Annotated in this window: 17 protein-coding genes; 8 read left to right on the plus strand and 9 right to left on the minus strand. The window is 67.5% G+C overall.

Annotation, left to right across the window (positions count from 1 at the left end):
- Window positions 1–48 precede the first annotated feature (48 nt).
- Window positions 49–366 carry a WhiB family transcriptional regulator gene (locus tag AB0N61_RS08275; protein WP_363363053.1) on the minus strand — a complete coding sequence of 106 codons (318 nt, stop codon included), beginning with the start codon at window positions 364–366 and terminating at the stop codon, window positions 49–51.
- A 157-nt stretch (window positions 367–523) separates the two neighbouring features.
- Window positions 524–1666, minus strand: a complete 1143-nt coding sequence (manA, locus tag AB0N61_RS08280) for a mannose-6-phosphate isomerase, class I (RefSeq protein WP_363363054.1) — start codon at window positions 1664–1666, stop codon at window positions 524–526.
- Window positions 1667–1752: 86 nt separating this feature from the next.
- On the opposite strand from manA, the gene AB0N61_RS08285 reads away from it, so the two are divergent.
- The 4 genes from AB0N61_RS08285 to AB0N61_RS08300 all read left to right on the plus strand — a co-directional run bounded on the left by AB0N61_RS08285 (window position 1753) and on the right by AB0N61_RS08300 (window position 6134).
- Window positions 1753–3168 (plus strand): O-antigen ligase family protein, encoded by a 1416-nt coding sequence (locus AB0N61_RS08285; RefSeq protein ID WP_363363056.1) that lies wholly within the window; start codon window positions 1753–1755, stop codon window positions 3166–3168.
- Window positions 3165–4463 carry an O-antigen ligase family protein gene (locus AB0N61_RS08290; RefSeq protein WP_363363059.1) on the plus strand — a complete coding sequence of 433 codons (1299 nt, stop codon included), beginning with the start codon at window positions 3165–3167 and terminating at the stop codon, window positions 4461–4463. The genes AB0N61_RS08285 and AB0N61_RS08290 overlap by 4 nt, the downstream gene beginning before the upstream one ends.
- A gap of 98 nt (window positions 4464–4561) precedes the next feature.
- The gene (locus AB0N61_RS08295; RefSeq protein ID WP_167944930.1) at window positions 4562–5518 is read left to right on the plus strand and encodes a glycosyltransferase family 2 protein; all 957 of its coding nucleotides are present in this window, start codon (window positions 4562–4564) and stop codon (window positions 5516–5518) included.
- A gap of 4 nt (window positions 5519–5522) precedes the next feature.
- Window positions 5523–6134, plus strand: a complete 612-nt coding sequence (locus tag AB0N61_RS08300; protein WP_363363060.1) for a hypothetical protein — start codon at window positions 5523–5525, stop codon at window positions 6132–6134.
- A 30-nt stretch (window positions 6135–6164) separates the two neighbouring features.
- Here AB0N61_RS08300 and AB0N61_RS08305 read toward each other — a convergent pair whose 3' ends face one another.
- Window positions 6165–6530 carry a hypothetical protein gene (locus AB0N61_RS08305; protein WP_363363062.1) on the minus strand — a complete coding sequence of 122 codons (366 nt, stop codon included), beginning with the start codon at window positions 6528–6530 and terminating at the stop codon, window positions 6165–6167.
- 43 nt (window positions 6531–6573) lie between these two features.
- Window positions 6574–7263 (minus strand): hypothetical protein, encoded by a 690-nt coding sequence (locus AB0N61_RS08310; RefSeq protein ID WP_363363063.1) that lies wholly within the window; start codon window positions 7261–7263, stop codon window positions 6574–6576.
- A 91-nt stretch (window positions 7264–7354) separates the two neighbouring features.
- Here AB0N61_RS08310 and pseI point away from each other — a divergent pair, with 91 nt between their 5' ends.
- Window positions 7355–8416, plus strand: a complete 1062-nt coding sequence (pseI, locus tag AB0N61_RS08315; protein ID WP_363363065.1) for a pseudaminic acid synthase — start codon at window positions 7355–7357, stop codon at window positions 8414–8416.
- On the opposite strand, the gene AB0N61_RS08320 is transcribed toward pseI, so the two are convergent.
- Window positions 8413–9909, minus strand: coding sequence for a bifunctional UDP-2,4-diacetamido-2,4,6-trideoxy-beta-L-altropyranose hydrolase/GNAT family N-acetyltransferase (locus tag AB0N61_RS08320; RefSeq protein ID WP_363363067.1), 1497 nt, complete (start codon window positions 9907–9909; stop codon window positions 8413–8415). The genes pseI and AB0N61_RS08320 overlap by 4 nt on opposite strands.
- A gap of 106 nt (window positions 9910–10015) precedes the next feature.
- Here AB0N61_RS08320 and pseB point away from each other — a divergent pair, with 106 nt between their 5' ends.
- From pseB to AB0N61_RS08335, 3 genes are read left to right on the plus strand one after another with little or no spacing between them, the layout of a single operon-like run.
- Entirely contained in the window at window positions 10016–11005 is a 990-nt protein-coding gene (gene pseB, locus AB0N61_RS08325; RefSeq protein ID WP_363363069.1) for a UDP-N-acetylglucosamine 4,6-dehydratase (inverting), read from the plus strand.
- A gap of 2 nt (window positions 11006–11007) precedes the next feature.
- The gene (locus AB0N61_RS08330; RefSeq protein WP_363363071.1) at window positions 11008–12132 is read left to right on the plus strand and encodes an aminotransferase class V-fold PLP-dependent enzyme; all 1125 of its coding nucleotides are present in this window, start codon (window positions 11008–11010) and stop codon (window positions 12130–12132) included.
- Complete coding sequence (locus AB0N61_RS08335; RefSeq protein WP_363363072.1) at window positions 12018–12860, plus strand: glycosyltransferase family protein; 843 nt, start codon at window positions 12018–12020, stop codon at window positions 12858–12860. The genes AB0N61_RS08330 and AB0N61_RS08335 overlap by 115 nt, the downstream gene beginning before the upstream one ends.
- Before the next feature lie 25 nt (window positions 12861–12885).
- Here AB0N61_RS08335 and AB0N61_RS08340 read toward each other — a convergent pair whose 3' ends face one another.
- From AB0N61_RS08340 to AB0N61_RS08355, 4 genes are all read right to left on the minus strand, one after another.
- Window positions 12886–13623 (minus strand): ABC transporter ATP-binding protein, encoded by a 738-nt coding sequence (locus AB0N61_RS08340; protein WP_167944949.1) that lies wholly within the window; start codon window positions 13621–13623, stop codon window positions 12886–12888.
- A complete protein-coding gene (locus tag AB0N61_RS08345) occupies window positions 13623–14441 on the minus strand; it encodes an ABC transporter permease (protein WP_363363073.1) in 819 nt (272 codons plus the stop codon). Before AB0N61_RS08345 ends, AB0N61_RS08340 begins: the two co-directional genes overlap by 1 nt.
- A 10-nt stretch (window positions 14442–14451) precedes the next feature.
- The gene (gene glf, locus AB0N61_RS08350; protein WP_363363075.1) at window positions 14452–15588 is read right to left on the minus strand and encodes a UDP-galactopyranose mutase; all 1137 of its coding nucleotides are present in this window, start codon (window positions 15586–15588) and stop codon (window positions 14452–14454) included.
- Between the two features lie 107 nt (window positions 15589–15695).
- A complete protein-coding gene (locus tag AB0N61_RS08355) occupies window positions 15696–17774 on the minus strand; it encodes an acyltransferase family protein (RefSeq protein WP_363363077.1) in 2079 nt (692 codons plus the stop codon).
- Between the last annotated feature and the right edge of the window lie 58 nt (window positions 17775–17832).

Below are 17832 nucleotides of genomic sequence, written 5' to 3' on the forward strand. Positions count from 1 at the left end.
CGACCCGGCGTGGCCGCGAAGCTGTGAACGTCGGCGGGTCTGGCGGGTTCAGCTCGCGCGACGCTTGAGCTTGCGACGCTCACGCTCGGAGAGTCCGCCCCAGATTCCGAAGCGCTCGTCGTTGTTGAGCGCGTACTCGAGGCACTCGCCGCGAACATCGCAGGAGGTGCAGATCCTCTTGGCGTCGCGGGTCGATCCGCCCTTCTCGGGGAAGAAGGCCTCGGGATCGGTCTGCGAGCACAGCGCATCGCTCTGCCATGCGAGGGCATTGTCCTCATCGGTCTCGACCTTGCGAACCCCGGGGACACCGAGGTTGATCGGATCGACGAACCAGTTCTCCGGTACGTCTGAACGGTAACCCGTCATCTCGCTCTCCAACCCCTAAATTCCGCCCCCTCGGCGGGCCGTGCTCAACTAATTACACCCGTGTCATTCCCATCGGTCAAGTCGCGGATCGTAAACCCTCAATCCGGTCTTGAAGGTTCTTGACCCGCGCACGGCGTGTCGCGTGGCCCGTCGGGAGTCAGCCCGCGGACGCGGCGTCACCCGGCGCTGCGACGAACGCCTCGCCGTGACCGCCGACGGTCAGACGTACCTCGTCGGGGGTGGCGAAGGCGACCGTGCCCACCGGGACGTCACGCAGCCCGCCGCCGGCCCCGCTCACCGTGACATGGCCCGATGTGGCGAGGACCATGGTCGGTCCCTCGACGTCGATGACGATGTCCGCGCCGTCGAGCGCGATCCGCCGCAGCGCGAAATCCGCGACAGGCACCGGGTACTCGGTGATCGCATCCGTCGTCATCGGTCGAAGCACCGGCACCTCGCCCGTGGTCGTGTCGAGGACGGAGAGCAGCTCGGGCACGTCGATGCGCTTGGGGGTCAGTCCACCGCGCAGGACGTTGTCGCTCGCCGCCATGATCTCGACCCCGAGGCCCGCGATGTAGGCGTGCAGGAGCCCCGCCCGCAGGAAGATCCCCTCACCCCTGCGGAGCACCACATGATTCATGAGGAGCGCGACGACGACACCGGGGTCCCCCGGATAGGTCTCCGCGATCGCCGCCACGCCGCGGAGGGTGTCGGACCACTCCCCCGATGCGGACTCCGCGGCGGCGCTCACCGCGGCGATGACGTCGTCGACCTCGGACTGCGCATCGCCCGACAGCAGCCAGCCGATCGTGTCGCGCAGGACATCGCCATGCCCGCCGAGACGAGTCGCGAGCGCCTCGACCCCTGCGCTCGTCTCCAACTCCCGCAGGAGACGCAGGGTGTCGGGGACGTCACGCAGACCGCTGAGCGATTCGAACCGGTCGCTCAGGGCGACGATCAACTCGGGTTTGTGGTTGTCGTCGCGATAGTTGCGCGTCGGATCCGTGGCGGCGAGCTCGGACTCCCGCGCCCACCCGGCTCTCGCCTGCTCGATGGTGGGGTGCACCTGGATCGACAACGGCGACGCGGCCGCCAGCAGTTTCAGCAGGTAGGGCAGGGAGCCGCCGGTGACAGCGTCCAGCGTCCCGTCGCTCTCCACGTCTGACGGGTCTCCCGGGTGATCGCCGAACCACACCTCGGCTTCGGGAGCACCCGTGGGAGTGCGACCCTCCAGGTCGGCGAGGAGCGTCGGCGATCCCCACGCATAGTCACGGGGCACATTCGAGAGACTGAGCAGCATGCCACCAGGGTATTGGCAGGAGAACCCGCCGTGCCACGAGCGCCCGATCGGGTGAGCCCCACACTTCGCGCGGTAGCCTGAACGCGATGGCGCAATACACCAAGCACCCGGTCGCCGCCCCGCCCGCCGCTCCCGAGCGCGAGTCCACGGGGCACCTTCTGCTGCGCGGGTACATCGGCCTTGTGCTCTTCGCGACGTTCGCGCACTCGGCGGTGTACAATCTCGTCGGCGAGATCGGCGCATTCATCACCCTCATCGCGTTCCTGATCGCCACGCTCTCGATCGGCGTGCCGCTGATCGCCCGTCGACGACCTGTCGCATTCGCGTGGCGCCGCCTGCCCTGGGCGGCGGTCGCGTACACCGCTCTGGCTCTGCTCTCGATCGCGTGGTCTCAGTGGCGCGGCGCCACCCTCATCACATGGGTGCTGCTCGCCACCGTCACGGTGAACGCGCTCTTCATCGTCCACGTGCTGACCTGGCACGAGATCGTGCGCGCACTCGCCTCCGCATTCAAGTGGATTCTCGGGTTGTCTCTCGCCCTCGAGTTGTGGGTGGCCCTCGCGGTGCACGCTCCGATCCTGCCGAACTTCTTCGTCCGGCCGGACGGCGAGATCAACGCCCACTGGTACTGGGTCCGAGGCAATCTCCTCGAGGGCGGCCGGATCCAGGGCATCGTGGGCAACTCGAACGTGCTCGCCATCATCTGCCTGTTCTCGATCCTCACCTTCGGCGTGCTGTTCGCCGCACGCACTCGCTGGCGCACCACCCTCGCGCTGTGGATCCTGCTCGCCGGGTACTTCTTCGTCAGGGCCGGATCCGCGACGGCATACGTGTGCGCCGCCGCGGCCGCCGTCGTGCTCGTCGTGGCCATGCTGATGCGCCGCGCGACGTCTCCGGGCGGCCGAACCAGGCTGTACGTGCTGTTCATCGGGGGCGCCGTGGTCATCGGCTCGGCCGTGTGGCTCCTGCGTGAACCTCTGTTCGCGCTCATCGGACGCAGCGCGGATCTCACCGGACGTTCCGACAGGATCTGGGAGAAGGTCCTCGCTCGGGCGGCCGAGCACCCGATCTTCGGCAATGGGTTCTCCAGCCCGTGGGTCCCGTTCGATCCGGCCTTCGCGGGGTGGATCGAGGACCACGGGATCACGGTCTTCCATGCGCACAACATGTGGCTCGACGTCTTGATGCAGCTCGGCGTGGTGGGCGTCGTCCTCGTCGGCCTCGCCTACCTCAGCCTGCTGTGGCGCTCGTGGTTCTTCGCCGTCGACCGCCCCCGCTGGGACCTGAGGTCCGACCGGGACTATTCGGCGATCACACTGCTTCCGAGCCTGTTGACGGTGGTGCTGCTCGTGCAGGGCTTGACGGAGTCGACTCCCATCATGCTGTGGGGGTGGATGCTGCTCGTCCTCCTCACGTTCAAGATCAAGGTCGTGCCCTTGGTCGGGGTCGGCGAACGCGAGCGAGTGATCGAGCGCGGCGAGCGAAGCCGGCGGGTTCCGTGACGACCGGACGTCGTCTGAGCGATCTGCTCGGCTCAGCGGAGTTCGCGCGCGCGTACACGATCGCCGTGCTCACCGCGGTCTTCTCGTCGTTCGCGATCGAGCACATCGCCTCGCGGGTCACCCTCGCGACGATCGTCGCCGTGCTGTGCGTCTTCGGCGCCTTCGTCCTGTGGGTGCGCAGGGAGGAGCTCTCCCTGCTGCGGATCGCTCCCTCCTCGCTGCTGGCGTTCCTCGCATGGGCGGCGGTCAGCATCGCGTGGACGACCGACAAGTCGGAGACCGCGTTCGGGTGGATGGAGCTCTTCGGCTTCGCCTTCCTGGCGATCACCGTCGGCCACATCCGCGACACTCTCCAGACGGTCCGCGCCCTCGGCGATTCGCTGAGGTTCCTGCTTCTCGTGTCCCTGGGCTTGGAGATCCTCTCGGGCGTTCTACTCGACATGCCGTTCACATTCCTCGGCATCCAGGGCGATCTGGCCCTCGGCGGTCCCGTGCAGGGCATCTTCGGCAGCAGGAACATGCTCGGATTCGTCACGGTGATCGCATTGATCACCTTCGTGGTGGAGTGGCGTTCGCAGTCGCTGAACGCTCGGGTCGCCATTCCCTCGATCGCGCTCGCGGCTCTTCTGGCGTTCTTCTCGGCCTCCCCCACCGTGCTCGTGCTCGCGGCCGCGGTCGGGGTCGTCGCGGTCGCCCTCGCCATCGTCCGCCACGCCCCCGCGGAGCGGCGCACTGCAGTTCAGTGGGTGCTCGGAGTCCTCGTCGCCCTGGCTCTCGCCGCCGCCTTCGCCCTGCGCCACGTGATCATCGCGCTGCTCGATGCCGGCTCGGACTTCTCCATCCGGGCGACGCTGTGGAACACCATCCTCGACTTCGTCGCGCTCAAGCCTGTGGAGGGGTGGGGCTGGTTCGGCGCATGGGCCCGCGGCGAGTTCCCGTTCACCTACATCAACTTCCTGCTCGACGACCACCATCAGAGCGCCTTGAACGCGTATTTCGACGTCCTCCTGCAGCTGGGCACGGCCGGACTCGTGCTGTTCCTCCTGTTCGGCGGCATCGCGACGGTGCGGTCGTGGCTGGTCGCGAGCGCGCGGCGTTCGGTCGTCTACGCCTGGACGCCGCTCATGCTCGTCACGCTCGCCGTGGAGTCGATGTTCGAGAGCTTCACGATCGTCGCCGCGGGGTGGTTCATGCTCGTGCTGTGCGCTCTGCGGGCGGGCCAGACCAGATCGTGGCGCGAGAACATCGACGCCGCGCACACCGGTGCGATCCCGACGCTGGGTCCCGAACGCTGAGCTCCCCGCCGCGCCCTCGGCGGATTCCGAACTGCTCCGGGTAGGGTGGATCTGCTCGCGGCGCCCTGCGGGCCCCGAGCCTCCGGAGATTTCACCTCGTGACTCACGCCCCCTTCGACCCGGCCTCCGCGACGATCGTCATCGTCACGTACAACCGGTCTCACCTCCTGACCGGCCTCCTCGAGAGCATCACGGCGATGGACCCGAAGCCGGGCCATGTCGTGATCATCGACAACGCGTCGTCCGACGACACCACCGAGGTCGTCGACTCCTTCCGTCCTCGGCTCGGCACGGAGGTCGTCTACCGGCGACTCGAGACGAACACCGGCGGATCCGGCGGCTTCAGCGAAGGCATGCGCACGGCGTACGAGCTCGGTTCCGAATGGATCTGGATGATGGACGACGACGTCGAGGTGGTGCCCGACGGTCTGGCGAAGATGGGCAAGTGGGCCCCGCGGTTCAAGAGCATCCAGGGGCGCCGCTACGACTACGACGGCAGCGAGTTCTACTGGCAGTACCGGATCGCCGAGCGCATGGGGATCCCGATCCCGTTCGCGCCGTCCGGTTTCGACGCCTCGGGCTACAAGGAGATGAACAGCGGATGCTTCGAGGGCATGTTCATCCACCGGTCCATCGTCAAGCAGATCGGCCTGCCCGACCACCGCTTCTTCATCTACTGGGACGACCAGATGTACGGGTGGCTCGCCTCGCGCAAGACCACGGCGGTGATCGTCGACGAATTCGTCCTTCGTCGCACCCGTGAGATCAAGCAGTGGGACATGGGCATCCGCCACATGAACGCATCGAGCAACGCCTACCGCTTCTACATCATGCGCAACCGCGCGTACCTCAAGAACTACTACCGCGTGCACGACAACTACAACGCCGTGCTGTTCGGATTGGGCACCTCGATGACGTTCGCGAAGGAGCTCATCCGGCTGCTGTTCGTCGAGCGCACCGTGCGAGGAACGAGCAATCTGTTCCGGGGGCTCAGAGAGGGCGGCAAGCTCGGCCGCGATCGCTCCTGGACGCCCATGCCCGCTCTGGAGGACTGACAGCATGACCGACCCCACCCAGCCGGAGCTCCGTTGGGCGCCGCTCGAGCCCAAGCCCCGCAACCGTGGCCGTGTCTGGCTCATCGTCGGGCTCGTCGTCGCCGCCCTCGTGATCGTGGGCGTGCTGCTGTTCTTCCTCCTGCCGCGCGGCGAGTCGCCGACTCCGGGCGCCAGCGGGTCACCATCCCCTTCCGCATCGGCATCGGCATCGCCGTCCCCTTCCCCGTCTGCGTCACAGACCGAGGCCCCGCAGCCGACAGCGGAGCCTGAGCCGACGATGACGCCGGTGACGACGCCGCCGCCCGTCGCGGACCCCTCGGTCGACGCTTTCCGTGGGCAGGTGCAGGGATGGCTCGACGATGCCCTGACGGGACTCCAGATCGTGAGCGAGTCCAGCGGACAGGACGCGACCGAGGTCATCGCGAGCCTTCAGGCGGACGCTCAGCGTCTCGGCGAGATCTCTCCCCCTGCCTCGATCGAATCCGCGTGGGGCGCCGCACTGAACGAGTACAGCCAGGCGCTCAGCGCGCTGCAGTCCGAGGCGGCCGCGGGAGCGCCGAACGTCGACCGCGCGAGTGCGGCTGCGAACCAGCTTCGCGGTCTCGTCGGGCTCTGAGCGCGCTGCAGCGGCCGAGCCTGCTGGGGCTCAGTCGACGTCGGCCTCGAGGCGACGAAGACGCTCCTCGTAGTGCGCCGCGAGTTCGAGGCGCAGTCGCGCGCGCTCGTGCTCTGCCTGCGCGCGGCTGAGCGCCTCGTCGGGTTCCAGATCAGCCACATCCAAGCGCACGCGGAGCCACTCGAAGCGCTGCTCCAGCGCGGCGAGCTGAGGGGCGATGCGGTCGAACTCCGATCTGATGTACGAGAAATCGGCCTGGGTGCCGGCGAGGCGTGCCTCATAGTCGCGCTGCGCGGTCTCGAACTGCTCGACGGCGCGGCCGAGTCGGGCGTCCACTCTCGCATCCACACGGCGTTCGACGACGGCGTCCAGTCTGCGGCGGAGTCGGTTCAGCATTCAGTCCTCAATCATTCGGGTGATTGTCGATGGTCTGGGTGGTTCAGGGGCGGTAGCTGACGCGTCCGGATTCGATCCAGCGCCGCACGAGCTCCGATTCCAGGTCGATGCGGTGCTCGGCGCCCACGGCCGATGGGTCGCCGTAGGCGTGGTTCCAGGATGTCTGATCCGGGGAGTCCACGAACGAGAAGCCGGCGGCATCGACCAGCGCGTCGGGGAACAGTCGGGTCGCGATCCACAGCATCACGGTCCCCGTCGTCGCCCACTGACCGCCGCTGCGCGGGTCCGCCCCCATCGCCTCTCCGAGAGGCAGCACCACCTCGCGGTTCGGCATCGTCACGAGCCCGAGATCTGCAGGCCAGAAGGCGGGGAGCTTCGGATTCTCCCAGAGCAGGCGCCCCGGTTCGATCATCAGATAGAGGCGCTCGGAATACCCCTCGAAGAACCACGGGGTCGGCCGCACACCGCGGTTGAAGACGACGACATCGGCACAGCGCCCCACCGACCGCGGACCGTCGAGGTCGTCCACGCGAAAGCCGTTGACTCGGAACACGATGTCTGCCGAATCGATGAGCTCGGCGCGCTCGTCCGACGGCTCGAGAGGCTGGTTGCCGACGACCGCGATCCGACGCACCGGGTCCGCTCGCCCGTAGGTCGTGACGAGCGGACGGAGTCGGTCGTAGAACTCGGCCTCACCAGCCGCCGCCCTGTCATCGCCGACAAGCTCCGTCACACGCCCCATGAGACCTCAGCTTAGGGCACGCCGACGGCTACCCCGGCGGCACCGCGGTGAGTCCGCGCGAGACGCGTCTAGAGTTGTCGGCGTGACTTCTTCGCAGACCATCCAGCTCTCCACGGCGAGCATCGGCGCCGGCTCACCGGTGTTCACGATCGCTGAGATGTCAGGGAACCACAACGGCGACCTCGATCGAGCGCTCGCGATCGTCGACGCCGTCGCCGCCACCGGTGCCGACGCCCTCAAGATCCAGACGTACACGGCCGACACCCTCACGATCGACTCGGACAAGCCCGCGTTCCGGGTCGCGAGCGACCACGATCTCTGGGGCGGCCGCAACCTCTATTCGCTCTACCAGGAGGCGCATACGCCCTGGGACTGGCATGCGCCGATCTTCGAACGCGCACGGAGTCACGGACTCATCCCGTTCTCCACCCCGTTCGACCCGAGCTCGGTCTCGTTCCTCGAGGAGCTGGGCGTGGAGCTGTACAAGACGGCATCCGCCGAGATCGTCGATCTGCCTCTGCTGCGCGAGGTCGCCCGAACCGGCAAGCCGATGATCGTCTCCACCGGCATGGCGACGCTGTCTGAGATCGACGCGGCCGTCACCGCGATCCGCGGCGCCGGCGGCACCGAGCTGGTGCTTCTCGCGTGCACCGCCGCCTACCCGGCCGTCCCCGAGGAAGCGCGTCTGGGCAACATCGAGGCGCTGCGGAATGCATTCGACGTCCCGGTGGGCCTGTCGGATCACACTCTCGGCATCGGTGTCGCGGTCGCGTCTGCCGCCCTCGGCGCGGTCGTGATCGAGAAGCATGTGACGCTCGACCGCACGGACGGCGGCGTCGACGCCGACTTCTCGCTCTCACCCGACGAATTCCGCGAACTGGTGGTCGCCGCCGAGCAGGCACGCGTCGCATCGACCAGCGGTGTGTCGTTCGGGCCGACAGCTCAGGAACAGGCGGTCCTCGCCCTTCGACGGTCCCTCTTCGTCGTCGCCGACGTCCGGGCCGGCGACACGGTGGGACCCGAGAACGTGCGGTCGATCCGTCCCGCCGGTGGACTGCGCCCCGATGACTTCGCCCTGGTGAACGGACGAACGTTCACGCGAGACGTGGAACGCGGCACCCCGCTGACCTGGGACGCGCTCTAGACCTCCGCGGACGTGAGCCGCCACCGCGCCAGGGTGACGAAGCCCGCGTCGTCGGTCGGCAGGTGCGGCAGATAGCCCGCGCGTTCGAACAATCGCCGTGACGCGGTGTTGTCGCGATGCACCGTGGCGACCATGCGAACCGGCGGCCGTGCGGTGAGCGATCGCTCCGCGGCGTCGAGCACCGAAGCCGCCAGACCCCGGCCCCGGCTCTCGGGGGCGACCGTGATCGAGATCTCCCACTCGTCGGCCGACCTTCGGTCCCACCGGCAGGTCGCGACGGGGACCCCGTCGGACTCGATGATCAGGAGCCGCCGGTCGGGATTCTGCAGGCTTCGCGCGAGCCAGTCGCTGTGCGACCCCCAGTCGAGCTCGCCCCGGGAGCGGGAGTTGTGGCGGACCCCTGGGTCGTTGCGCCACTCGAAGAGCCTCGGACCATCGTCGACGGTCGCGGCGCGGGCGACGACGCCCGGGCGAGACACGAGGGACGGGCGAGTCGTCAGCAGCTGTTCCCAGGACGCCACGATCCGCCAGCTCCCGAGTCCATCGACGGTCCGTTTGAGTTCGGCGGCCGTCTCCGCGAGCGATGCGGGAGAGGCGAGGAGATCGGCGAGCGACGCGATCCGCTCCTCGAATCCCTCGTGGGGCGGCTCCCCCAGACCTACCGCGAGCCCCTGTCCGACCACCTGACGGTAGCCGGCTCGCTGGTTGTCCGCCACGCAGACGAGCGCCATCGGGACTCCCATGCACGCGAAATCCCAGACCGAGGTGCCGGCGGCGGTCACGGCCAGGTCATGCGATGCGGCGAGCGCGGGGAGATCGTCGACGAATCCGAGGACCTCGACGGCATGACGCGACGCTTTCGCGGCCGACAGCACGTCCGGACGGCGCCGGGGGTCGATCACCGTGATCTCCACCCGCGAGGCGATGCGATCGAAGGCGGAGACGACCCGCGCCGTCACCCCGTGGGGATCCGTGCCGCCCATGACGATCAGCACGCGGGGCGTGGCCGATGGCGTTCTCGTGACGTCGCGCCGTGCGAGCACCTGAGCCCGCACGACCGCAGCGTCGATGCCGGCCAGATGGCTTCTGCTGCGTTCAGGACTCGCGAACGTGCGCTCGGACGCGAGATTGCCGTCGATCGCGAGGTCGGCATCGCGCACTCCGAACGGACCATCCTGCATGTTGCTGAGCAGCGGTCCGAGAGCGGAGAGATCGGGGACCTCGCGGTAGGTGTCCAGGTGGATCACATCGGCGTCCCGCCCGAGCGCGGCGAAGTCGTCGAGGCCCGCCGCGGCGCCGTCCGGGGTGAACAGCTCGAGTTCCGGGTCCATCCGCCGCAGGATGTCCGCACCGACCTCGTCCACGTCACCGAACACGGACGCCTGCCATCCCCGGTCACGCGCCGTGCGGGCGATCGTGAGGGTGCGCATGAGGTGGCCCATGCCCGCCTCGACACCGGCGTTGCAGTGCAGGAGGACCCGACGCCCGCTCATCCCACGTCCCTCTTCTCCGGGGCGCACCTACGCCCACCCGATAGGATAGGCCGGGCATGGAACAACCCGAGCATCCATGCCATCACGACAACGCTGAGGAGACAGAGTGTCGGTTCTCGAGGGCGCGAGCATCCTCATCACTGGCGGCACCGGGTCATTCGGCAAGGCGTTCATACGTCACGCCCTGACCCACATCAATCCCCGGCGTCTCGTCATCTTCTCGCGGGACGAGCTCAAGCAGTACGAGGTGCGACAGCAGTTCGGCGACGACCCTCGACTGCGGTGGTTCATCGGCGACATCCGCGATGAGAGGCGTCTCGCTCGCGCGCTGCACGGCGTCGACTACGTGGTGCACGCCGCTGCCCTCAAGCAGGTGGACACCGCCGAGTACAACCCGTTCGAGTTCGTGAAGACCAACATCCTGGGCAGCCAGAACGTCATCGAGGCATCGATCGACGCCGGTGTGAAGCGCGTGGTCGCACTGTCGACCGACAAGGCCTCGAGTCCCATCAACCTGTACGGCGCGACCAAGCTCACCGCCGACAAGCTCTTCATCACGGGCAATCACTACGCTGCCGCATACGACACACGATTCGCAGTGGTCCGTTACGGCAACGTCATGGGGTCGCGCGGATCCGTCATCCCGTACTTCTCGCGTCTGGGTTCCGAGGGCAAGCCTCTTCCGATCACCGACCTGCGGTGCACGCGGTTCTTCATCACGCTCCCGCAGGCGGTCGAGATGGTGGTCGACACGTTCGAGCTCATGCAGGGGGGCGAACTGCTCGTGCCCCGCATCCCGTCGATGAAGGTCACGGACCTCGCGCACGCCGTCGTGCCGGGAGCAGACCTCGTCGATGTGGGTCTCCGGCCCGGCGAGAAGCTCCACGAAGAGATGATCAGCCCTGAGGAGGGCCGTCGAGCGGTCACGGTCAGCGACGGCAAGTACTTCATCATCCAGCCCGACCTCGCGTCCTGGGGCTACCGGATGCCGGCAGGGGCGGTGCCCGTGCCGGAAGGCTTCGCCTACCGCTCCGACAGCAACGACCAGTGGTATTCGCAGCAGGAGATCGCCGAGATCATCGAAGCGGGGATCTGACGGTGCTGCCCTATGGACGGCAGTCGATCTCCGAAGACGACATCCAGGCCGTCGTCGAGGTCCTCCGGGGCGACTGGCTGACGACAGGTCCGGCGGTCGCCGCCTTCGAGGCACGGCTCGGCGAGGTCGCCGGAGGGCACCGGGCGGTGACCGCGACGTCCGGAACCGCCGCGCTCCACATGGCGTATGCGGCCGCGGGCGTCTCGCAGGGTGACACGGTCGTGTCGACGCCGATGACGTTCATCGCCACGACGGCGATGGCTTCCGTCCTCGGGGCGAAGATCGTGTTCGCCGACGTCGAGGAGGACACCGCACTGATCGATCCGGATGCGGTCGACGCGCTCGTCGATGAGCGCACGAAGGTGATCGCCGCCGTCGACTACGCGGGCCACCCCGCCGACTACGACAGGCTCGCCGCCACAGCCGCGAGAGTCGGTGCGCTGGTCCTCGACGACGCCGCACACTCGATCGGAAGCAGCTACAGGGGCCGGCCCGTGGGCGATCTCGCCGATCTGACGACCTTCTCGTTCTTCCCCACGAAGAACCTCACGACCGGCGAGGGCGGCGCGCTCGTCGCCAAGGATCCGCTCCTCGCGCAGAAGGCGCATGAGTTCCACTTCATCGGGCTGGTGCGGGACGCCGATCGCTTCGAGGTCACGACCGAGGGCGCGTGGCATCAGGAGGTCCACGAGTTCGGGTTCAACTACCGACTCGATGACATCGCCTGTGCGCTCGGGATCGCCCAGCTCGCACGGCTCGACACGTTCAGGAGACGTCGCGCGGAGATCACCCGCCGGTATGACGCGGCTCTCGCCGGGGTCGACGGCGTTCGGACCCCGATCCAGCGCGACGATGTCGAGCTGATCCGGCATCTGTACCCGGTGCGGATCCTCGATGAGCGCCGTCGAGAGGTCTTCGACCGCATGCGGGCGGACGGCATCGGTGTGCAGGTGAACTACATGCCCGTGTACTGGCATCCCGTGTATGCGGATGCCGGTTATCGTCGCGGCATGTGCCCCAATGCGGAGGCGTTCTACGCCGAGGAGCTCTCGCTCCCCATCCATCCCGAGCTCAGCGACGACCAGGCCGACCAGGTCGTCGAGTCGCTTCTAAGGGCCCTGCGTTGACGCGGATCGGCATCATCACGCAGGCGCGGATGACCAGCACCCGCCTTCCCGGGAAGGTGCTGATCCCTGCCGGCGGCCGCTCGATGCTCGATCACCACATAGACAGGCTCGCCACCACCGGCCTGCCGATCATCCTCGCCACCACGACGAATGCTGCAGACGACCCGCTCGCCGCCCTCGGGAATGCGCGGGGCGTCGAGGTGTTCCGCGGCAGCGAGGCCGACGTGCTGAGTCGATTCGCTGGAGCGGCTTCCGCCTCCGCCCTCGACGTCGTCGTGCGAGTGACGTCTGACTGCCCGCTGATCGATCCGGCGGTGATCACCCGGGGCGTCGGACGATTCCTCGAGCTCGATGATCCTCACGCCCACGTCTCGAACGTGCTCACACGCACGTATCCGCGGGGCTTCGACTTCGAGGTGTTCTCCGCCAGTGCTCTCGCGGAAGCCGACGAGAACGCCACGGATCCGGCCGAGCGTGAGCACGTCACCCCCTATCTCTACGCGGGCGGCTCGCCGCGAGCGAGCATCCACTCGATCACCCAGGACGCCGACGCATCGCGATATCGGGTGACTCTGGACACGCCCGAAGACCTGACGGTCATCCGCACCCTCATCGAGGAGCACGACGCCGCCGCGCTGGACGTCGGCGAGATCGTGGCCGTGCTCGACGCGCATCCCGAGCTCGCCGGCATCAACGCCCACGTGGAGCAGAAGAAGCTCGGCGAATGACCGGGCGCTCCGCGATCGACTCGCGTCAGCCGCGGTTGTAGTCCGCGTTGTATCGATCGAGGACGTCCGCGATCGGGCCGTCGAGCACGAGCCCGCCCTTGTCGAGATAGAGACCGCGGGTGCAGAAGCGGCGGAGGTCCCGCTCGCTGTGGCTGACGAAGAACAGCGTGCGACCCTCGGCGAGCAGCTCGTCTATGCGCCTGTAGCACTTGTCCTTGAACGACTTGTCGCCGACCGCGAGCACTTCGTCCACCAGCAGGATCGGCTCGTCGAGCTGAGAGACGACGGAGAACGCCAGACGCACCTTCATTCCGTTCGACAGGTGCTTGTACGGTGTGTCCTCGAAGCCCGCGAGCTCCGCGAACTCGATGATGCCGTCGTACCGTCGCGACACGTCGGCGCGCGACATGCCATGCAGCCCCGCCATCAGAGCGACGTTCTCGCGGACGGTCAGATCGCCGACGAACCCGCCCGTGATCTCGATCAGAGGGGCCACACCACCGTGCACGGTCACCGCGCCCTCGTCGGGGAGGAGCACCTTCGCAACGAGGCGCAGGAGCGTGGACTTGCCCTGCCCGTTGCGACCGACGACCCCGATCGACTCACCCTGCTGCACCGTGAAGGAGACATCGCGCAAGGCCCAGAACTCACCGGGACGCGACCGCCGCGATGCTCCGGCGAAAAGGTCCTTGAAGTTCCGGCGGCCGCGGCGGTTCCGGCGGAAATGGACTCCCAGGTCCCTGGCCTCGATGGCGACGGGCATCACAGCTCCTTCAGCACGGTGCGCTCGAGGGATCTGAAGGTCCACACGCCGAGCGCCAGGATGACGATGGTCATCCCCACGCTGACGAGCAGGGTGAAGAGGTTCCACTGGTCCGGGAAGAACGGCATCCGGTAGAGCATGAAGATCCCGGCGAGCGGGTTGAAGGCGCCGAGCGTCTGGAAGATGCCGGGGAGGTCGGTGACGTTGTAGATGATCGGCGTCGCGTAGAACATCGCCCGCAGGATCAGCGCGGTCGTGCGCTCGAGGTCGACGAACATGACGCAGAGCGGTGCGACCAGCAGCCCGAGTCCGATGAGGAGGACGGCCTGAAGGAAGACCGCGACCGGCATCCAGAGGATGCCCCAGCCGACCTGCACCGTATGCGCCGGATCCTGTTCGACGAGCAGATTGATGATCACGAACGCGGCGAGCACCGGCAGTGAGCAGAGGAACTCGACACCCTTGCTCAGCACGATGCGGTTCACCCAGATCGAGCGCGGGATCGCCGTGGATCGCACGAGGCGCGCATCCTTCTTGAACGCGCGCGTGAAGTCCGTCACCGAGGTGTTGAACCACACCCAGGGCAGCAGAGCGCTGATGAGGAACACGATGTACGGGTCCTCGCCGACGTCGCGGTTGAAGATCTGCGTGAAGACGAACCAGTAGATCACGCTCATGACGAGCGGATCGAGCACTGACCACAGGTACCCGAGCAGGCTCGTCGCGTATCGCACCTTGAGGTCTCGGGCCGACAACAGCCAGAGGGAATGCAGATAGCGCCGGGGCGTCCCGGGCGCCCCGACAGCAGCGTGACTCACGGTGTCGAGTCTACGAGAGCGAGTTGTTCCACAGCGACAGCGCCGAGCCGATGGCCATGTGCATGTCGAGGTACTGATAGGTGCCCAGACGTCCGCCGAAGTGCACGTCCTTCTCGCCCTTCGCGAGCTCGCGGTACGCGAGCAGGCCGTCGCGGTCGGTCGGGGTGTTCACCGGGTAGTACGGCTCGTCCTCGCGATTCGCGAATCGAGAGAACTCGCGCATGATGACGGTTTTGTCCGACTCGTAGACGTCCTTGCGCTCCGGGTGGAAATGCTTGAACTCGTGGATCCGCGTGTAGGGCACGTCCATGTCGGGATAGTTCATCACGCTGGTGCCCTGGAAGTCGCCGACGTTCAGCACTTCCTGCTCGAAGTCGAGCGTGCGCCAGCTGAGGGCGCCCGCGGTGTAGTCGAAGTAGCGGTCCACGGGCCCCGTGTAGACGATGGGCAGCTGCCCGACGGTCGCCTTCTTGTTCAACGGCTGACCCTCGTCGAAGAAGTCGACGTTCAGCTTGACCTCGATGTTGGGGTGATCAGCCATCCGCTCGATCCATGCGGTGTACCCGTCCGTCGGCAGCCCCTCCCACGTGTCGTTGAAGTAGCGGTTGTCGTACGTGTAGCGCACGGGCAGGCGGCTGATGATGTCGCCGGAGAGCTTCTGCGGATCCGTCTGCCACTGCTTGGCGGTGTAGTCGCGGAAGAAGGCCTCGAACAGCGGACGGCCCACGAGGGCGATGCCCTTCTCCTCGAAGTTGGCCGCCGTCTTGACGTCGAACTCCCCCGCCTGCTCGCGCACGAGGGCACGCGCCTGGTCGGGTGTGTAGGCCGACTGGAAGAACTGGTTGATGGTGCCGAGGTTGACCGGCATCGGGAACACGGTTCCGTCGTGCGTCGTGTAGACCCGGTGCACGTAGTTCGTGAAGCTCGTGAACCTGTTGACGTACTCCCACACCGTGGAGTTCGACGTGTGGAACAGGTGGGCGCCGTAGCGGTGCACCTCGATGCCCGTCTCGGGCTCCGCCTCGCTGTAGGCGTTTCCGCCGATGTGGTGGCGGCGGTCGATGACCGTGACCTTGCGGCCGGCATCGGCGGCACGTTCTGCGATGGTGAGGCCGAAGAAGCCCGACCCGACGACAAGAAGATCCATGTTGCTGCTTTCTGCCCACAAGGCTGACATCCGCACGGCGTCGCGCGGCACACAGCAGACAACTCTACCTGCAGCGCACTCGGCGCAACCTGTCAGCCCACGACCCGTCAGCCGGCCTCGGCTTCGAGGCGCCCTCCGACGTTCAGCATCTCCGCGAGCATGGGAGCGAGCGTGCGCCCGTACGAGTCGGAGAGGTGGTTGTCGTCGATGTAGACGGCGACGTTGCCGATCGATCCGCGACACACGCCGTCAGGACACAGCCAGGGGCGGTAATCCACGGCGATGACCCCGTCGTCCGACGTCAGGTCGGCGAAGTCGTCCTCGTCGGCGAAGGCGAGCTCGGGCACGTCGCACGATGCGGCGTCGGCACCGGGACCGGCGTCCGACTCCGCCAGCACACACTCGTACATGTCGAAGTCGAAACGCGGATTGTCGCGCACCGCGATCACCTGGATGCCGTTCGCCGTGAGCTCGTCCACGATCTCGCGAACCCCCTCCACGAGCACCTCGACAGACGCCGGCGTGGCGCGGGTCACGACCAGATAGACCGCATCCGGCTGCACCCTGATCGCGTACTCGATCGCCGCAGCTCTCCATTCGTCGCAGGGCGGACCCGCCGCCGACCACGTCGGAGCACCGATGCCGATCGCGCACCCGCCTTTCAGCAGGGCGACGAGGCCCCACCCCTGCTGGTCGGCGAGAACAGTGAGAGGCGACATGAGCTGCTGCGCGTGCGAATCCCCCATGACCAGCACCCGCGAGGCGTCGGAGTCCTCTGCGGTCGCGTTCTGCGCGCAGCTGCCTTCCAGTGCGGGCTCGACGGGCTCGAGCTCCCCCGCGCAGCTGCCTTTCAGATCGACCCATTCGTCATCGAGCGCCGTGGCGAGCGGCATCAGCGGGAGATCGGTGACGGCGAGATCGATCGGCGAGTCGATCTGGGCGGCACCCGGATATCCGCCGCTGTCGCTGGCCATCAGGGCGGCCGTGCGCTGCTCGATCGTGATCTGCCAGGCTGCGAGGGGCGCGGCGACCACCAGCACGGAGGCCGCGAGAACGAGGACGCCGAGTCGGCGGGAGCGGCCGAGCGCGACAGCATCGCGAATCGGCCGCTCGACGAGCGCCGACACGATCCGCGCCAGCACGAACGAGACCACGACGATGCCGGCTCCCGCGAGCCATCCCGGCGCTGACCTGCCGCTCAGCATCATCCAGGTCACGAGCACCGGCCAGTGGACGAGGTACAGCGCATAGGCGTCGCGCGAGACGAAGCGCAGCGGTGCGGATTCGAGGATCATCGCCGGGCCGCCGCGAGGGGCGTCGCGTCCGGCGATGATGACGAGCGCCGTGCACACCACCGGCCACAGGGCGAGGTAGCCGGGGAATCCGCCCTGCACGTCGAGCACGATCCCGCACATCACGATGCCGATGATCCCGATCCAGCCGAGGAGTGCCGCGATCGACGGTCGCACGCGGACGTACGGGAGAGCGATGGCGACGAGTGAGCCGGCGGCGAACTCCCACAGTCGCGTACGGGTGTCGAAGTAGGCGAAGGACTGGGCACGCATCGTCTCGACGATGGAGAACCCGAGCGAGGCGACGAAGATCACCCCGAAGACGATGGCCAGAGCAGGGATGACGAGGTGCCGCCGACGGCGGAGAACCAGCCAGACCGCGGCGATGATGAGCGGCCACAGGACGAAGACCTGTCCCTGCACCGACAGCGACCAGAAGTGCTGGAACGGACTCGGAGTGACGGAGTCGCGCGCGTAGTAGTCGACCTCTGAGAGGGCCAGCGTCCAGTTCTCGACGTAGAAGAGACTCGACCAGGCTTCACGCCAGACACGCGGCCACTCGGTCTGCGGATACGCGGAGAGCGCGACGCCGAGTACCCCGAGGATCGTCACTGCCGCAGCGGGCAGCAGCCGCCGGAACCTCCGCAGCCAGAAGGATGACAGGGCGAGCGGACGCTGCGACTCGACTCGCCGCACGAACGACGCGGTGAGGAAGAAGGCGGAGACCATCAGGAAGACGTCGACGCCGCCCGAGACACGGCCCAACCACACGTGGTACGCGACGACCAGCAGAATCGCGAGCGCGCGAAGACCGTCGATGTCGGCACGGCGGGCGAGCGGTGGTCCGGTGTCGGCCGATGCAGGTGCAAGCGATGTCGGGTGCGTCGTCTTCATGAGGGGTGGCGTACCGGCGGTGGGGCTCGCCGCAGTCGTCTCGGGTCGACCGTGTGCC

The organism is Microbacterium sp. NPDC089320 (assembly GCF_040684875.1).
GTDB lineage: Bacteria > Actinomycetota > Actinomycetes > Actinomycetales > Microbacteriaceae > Microbacterium.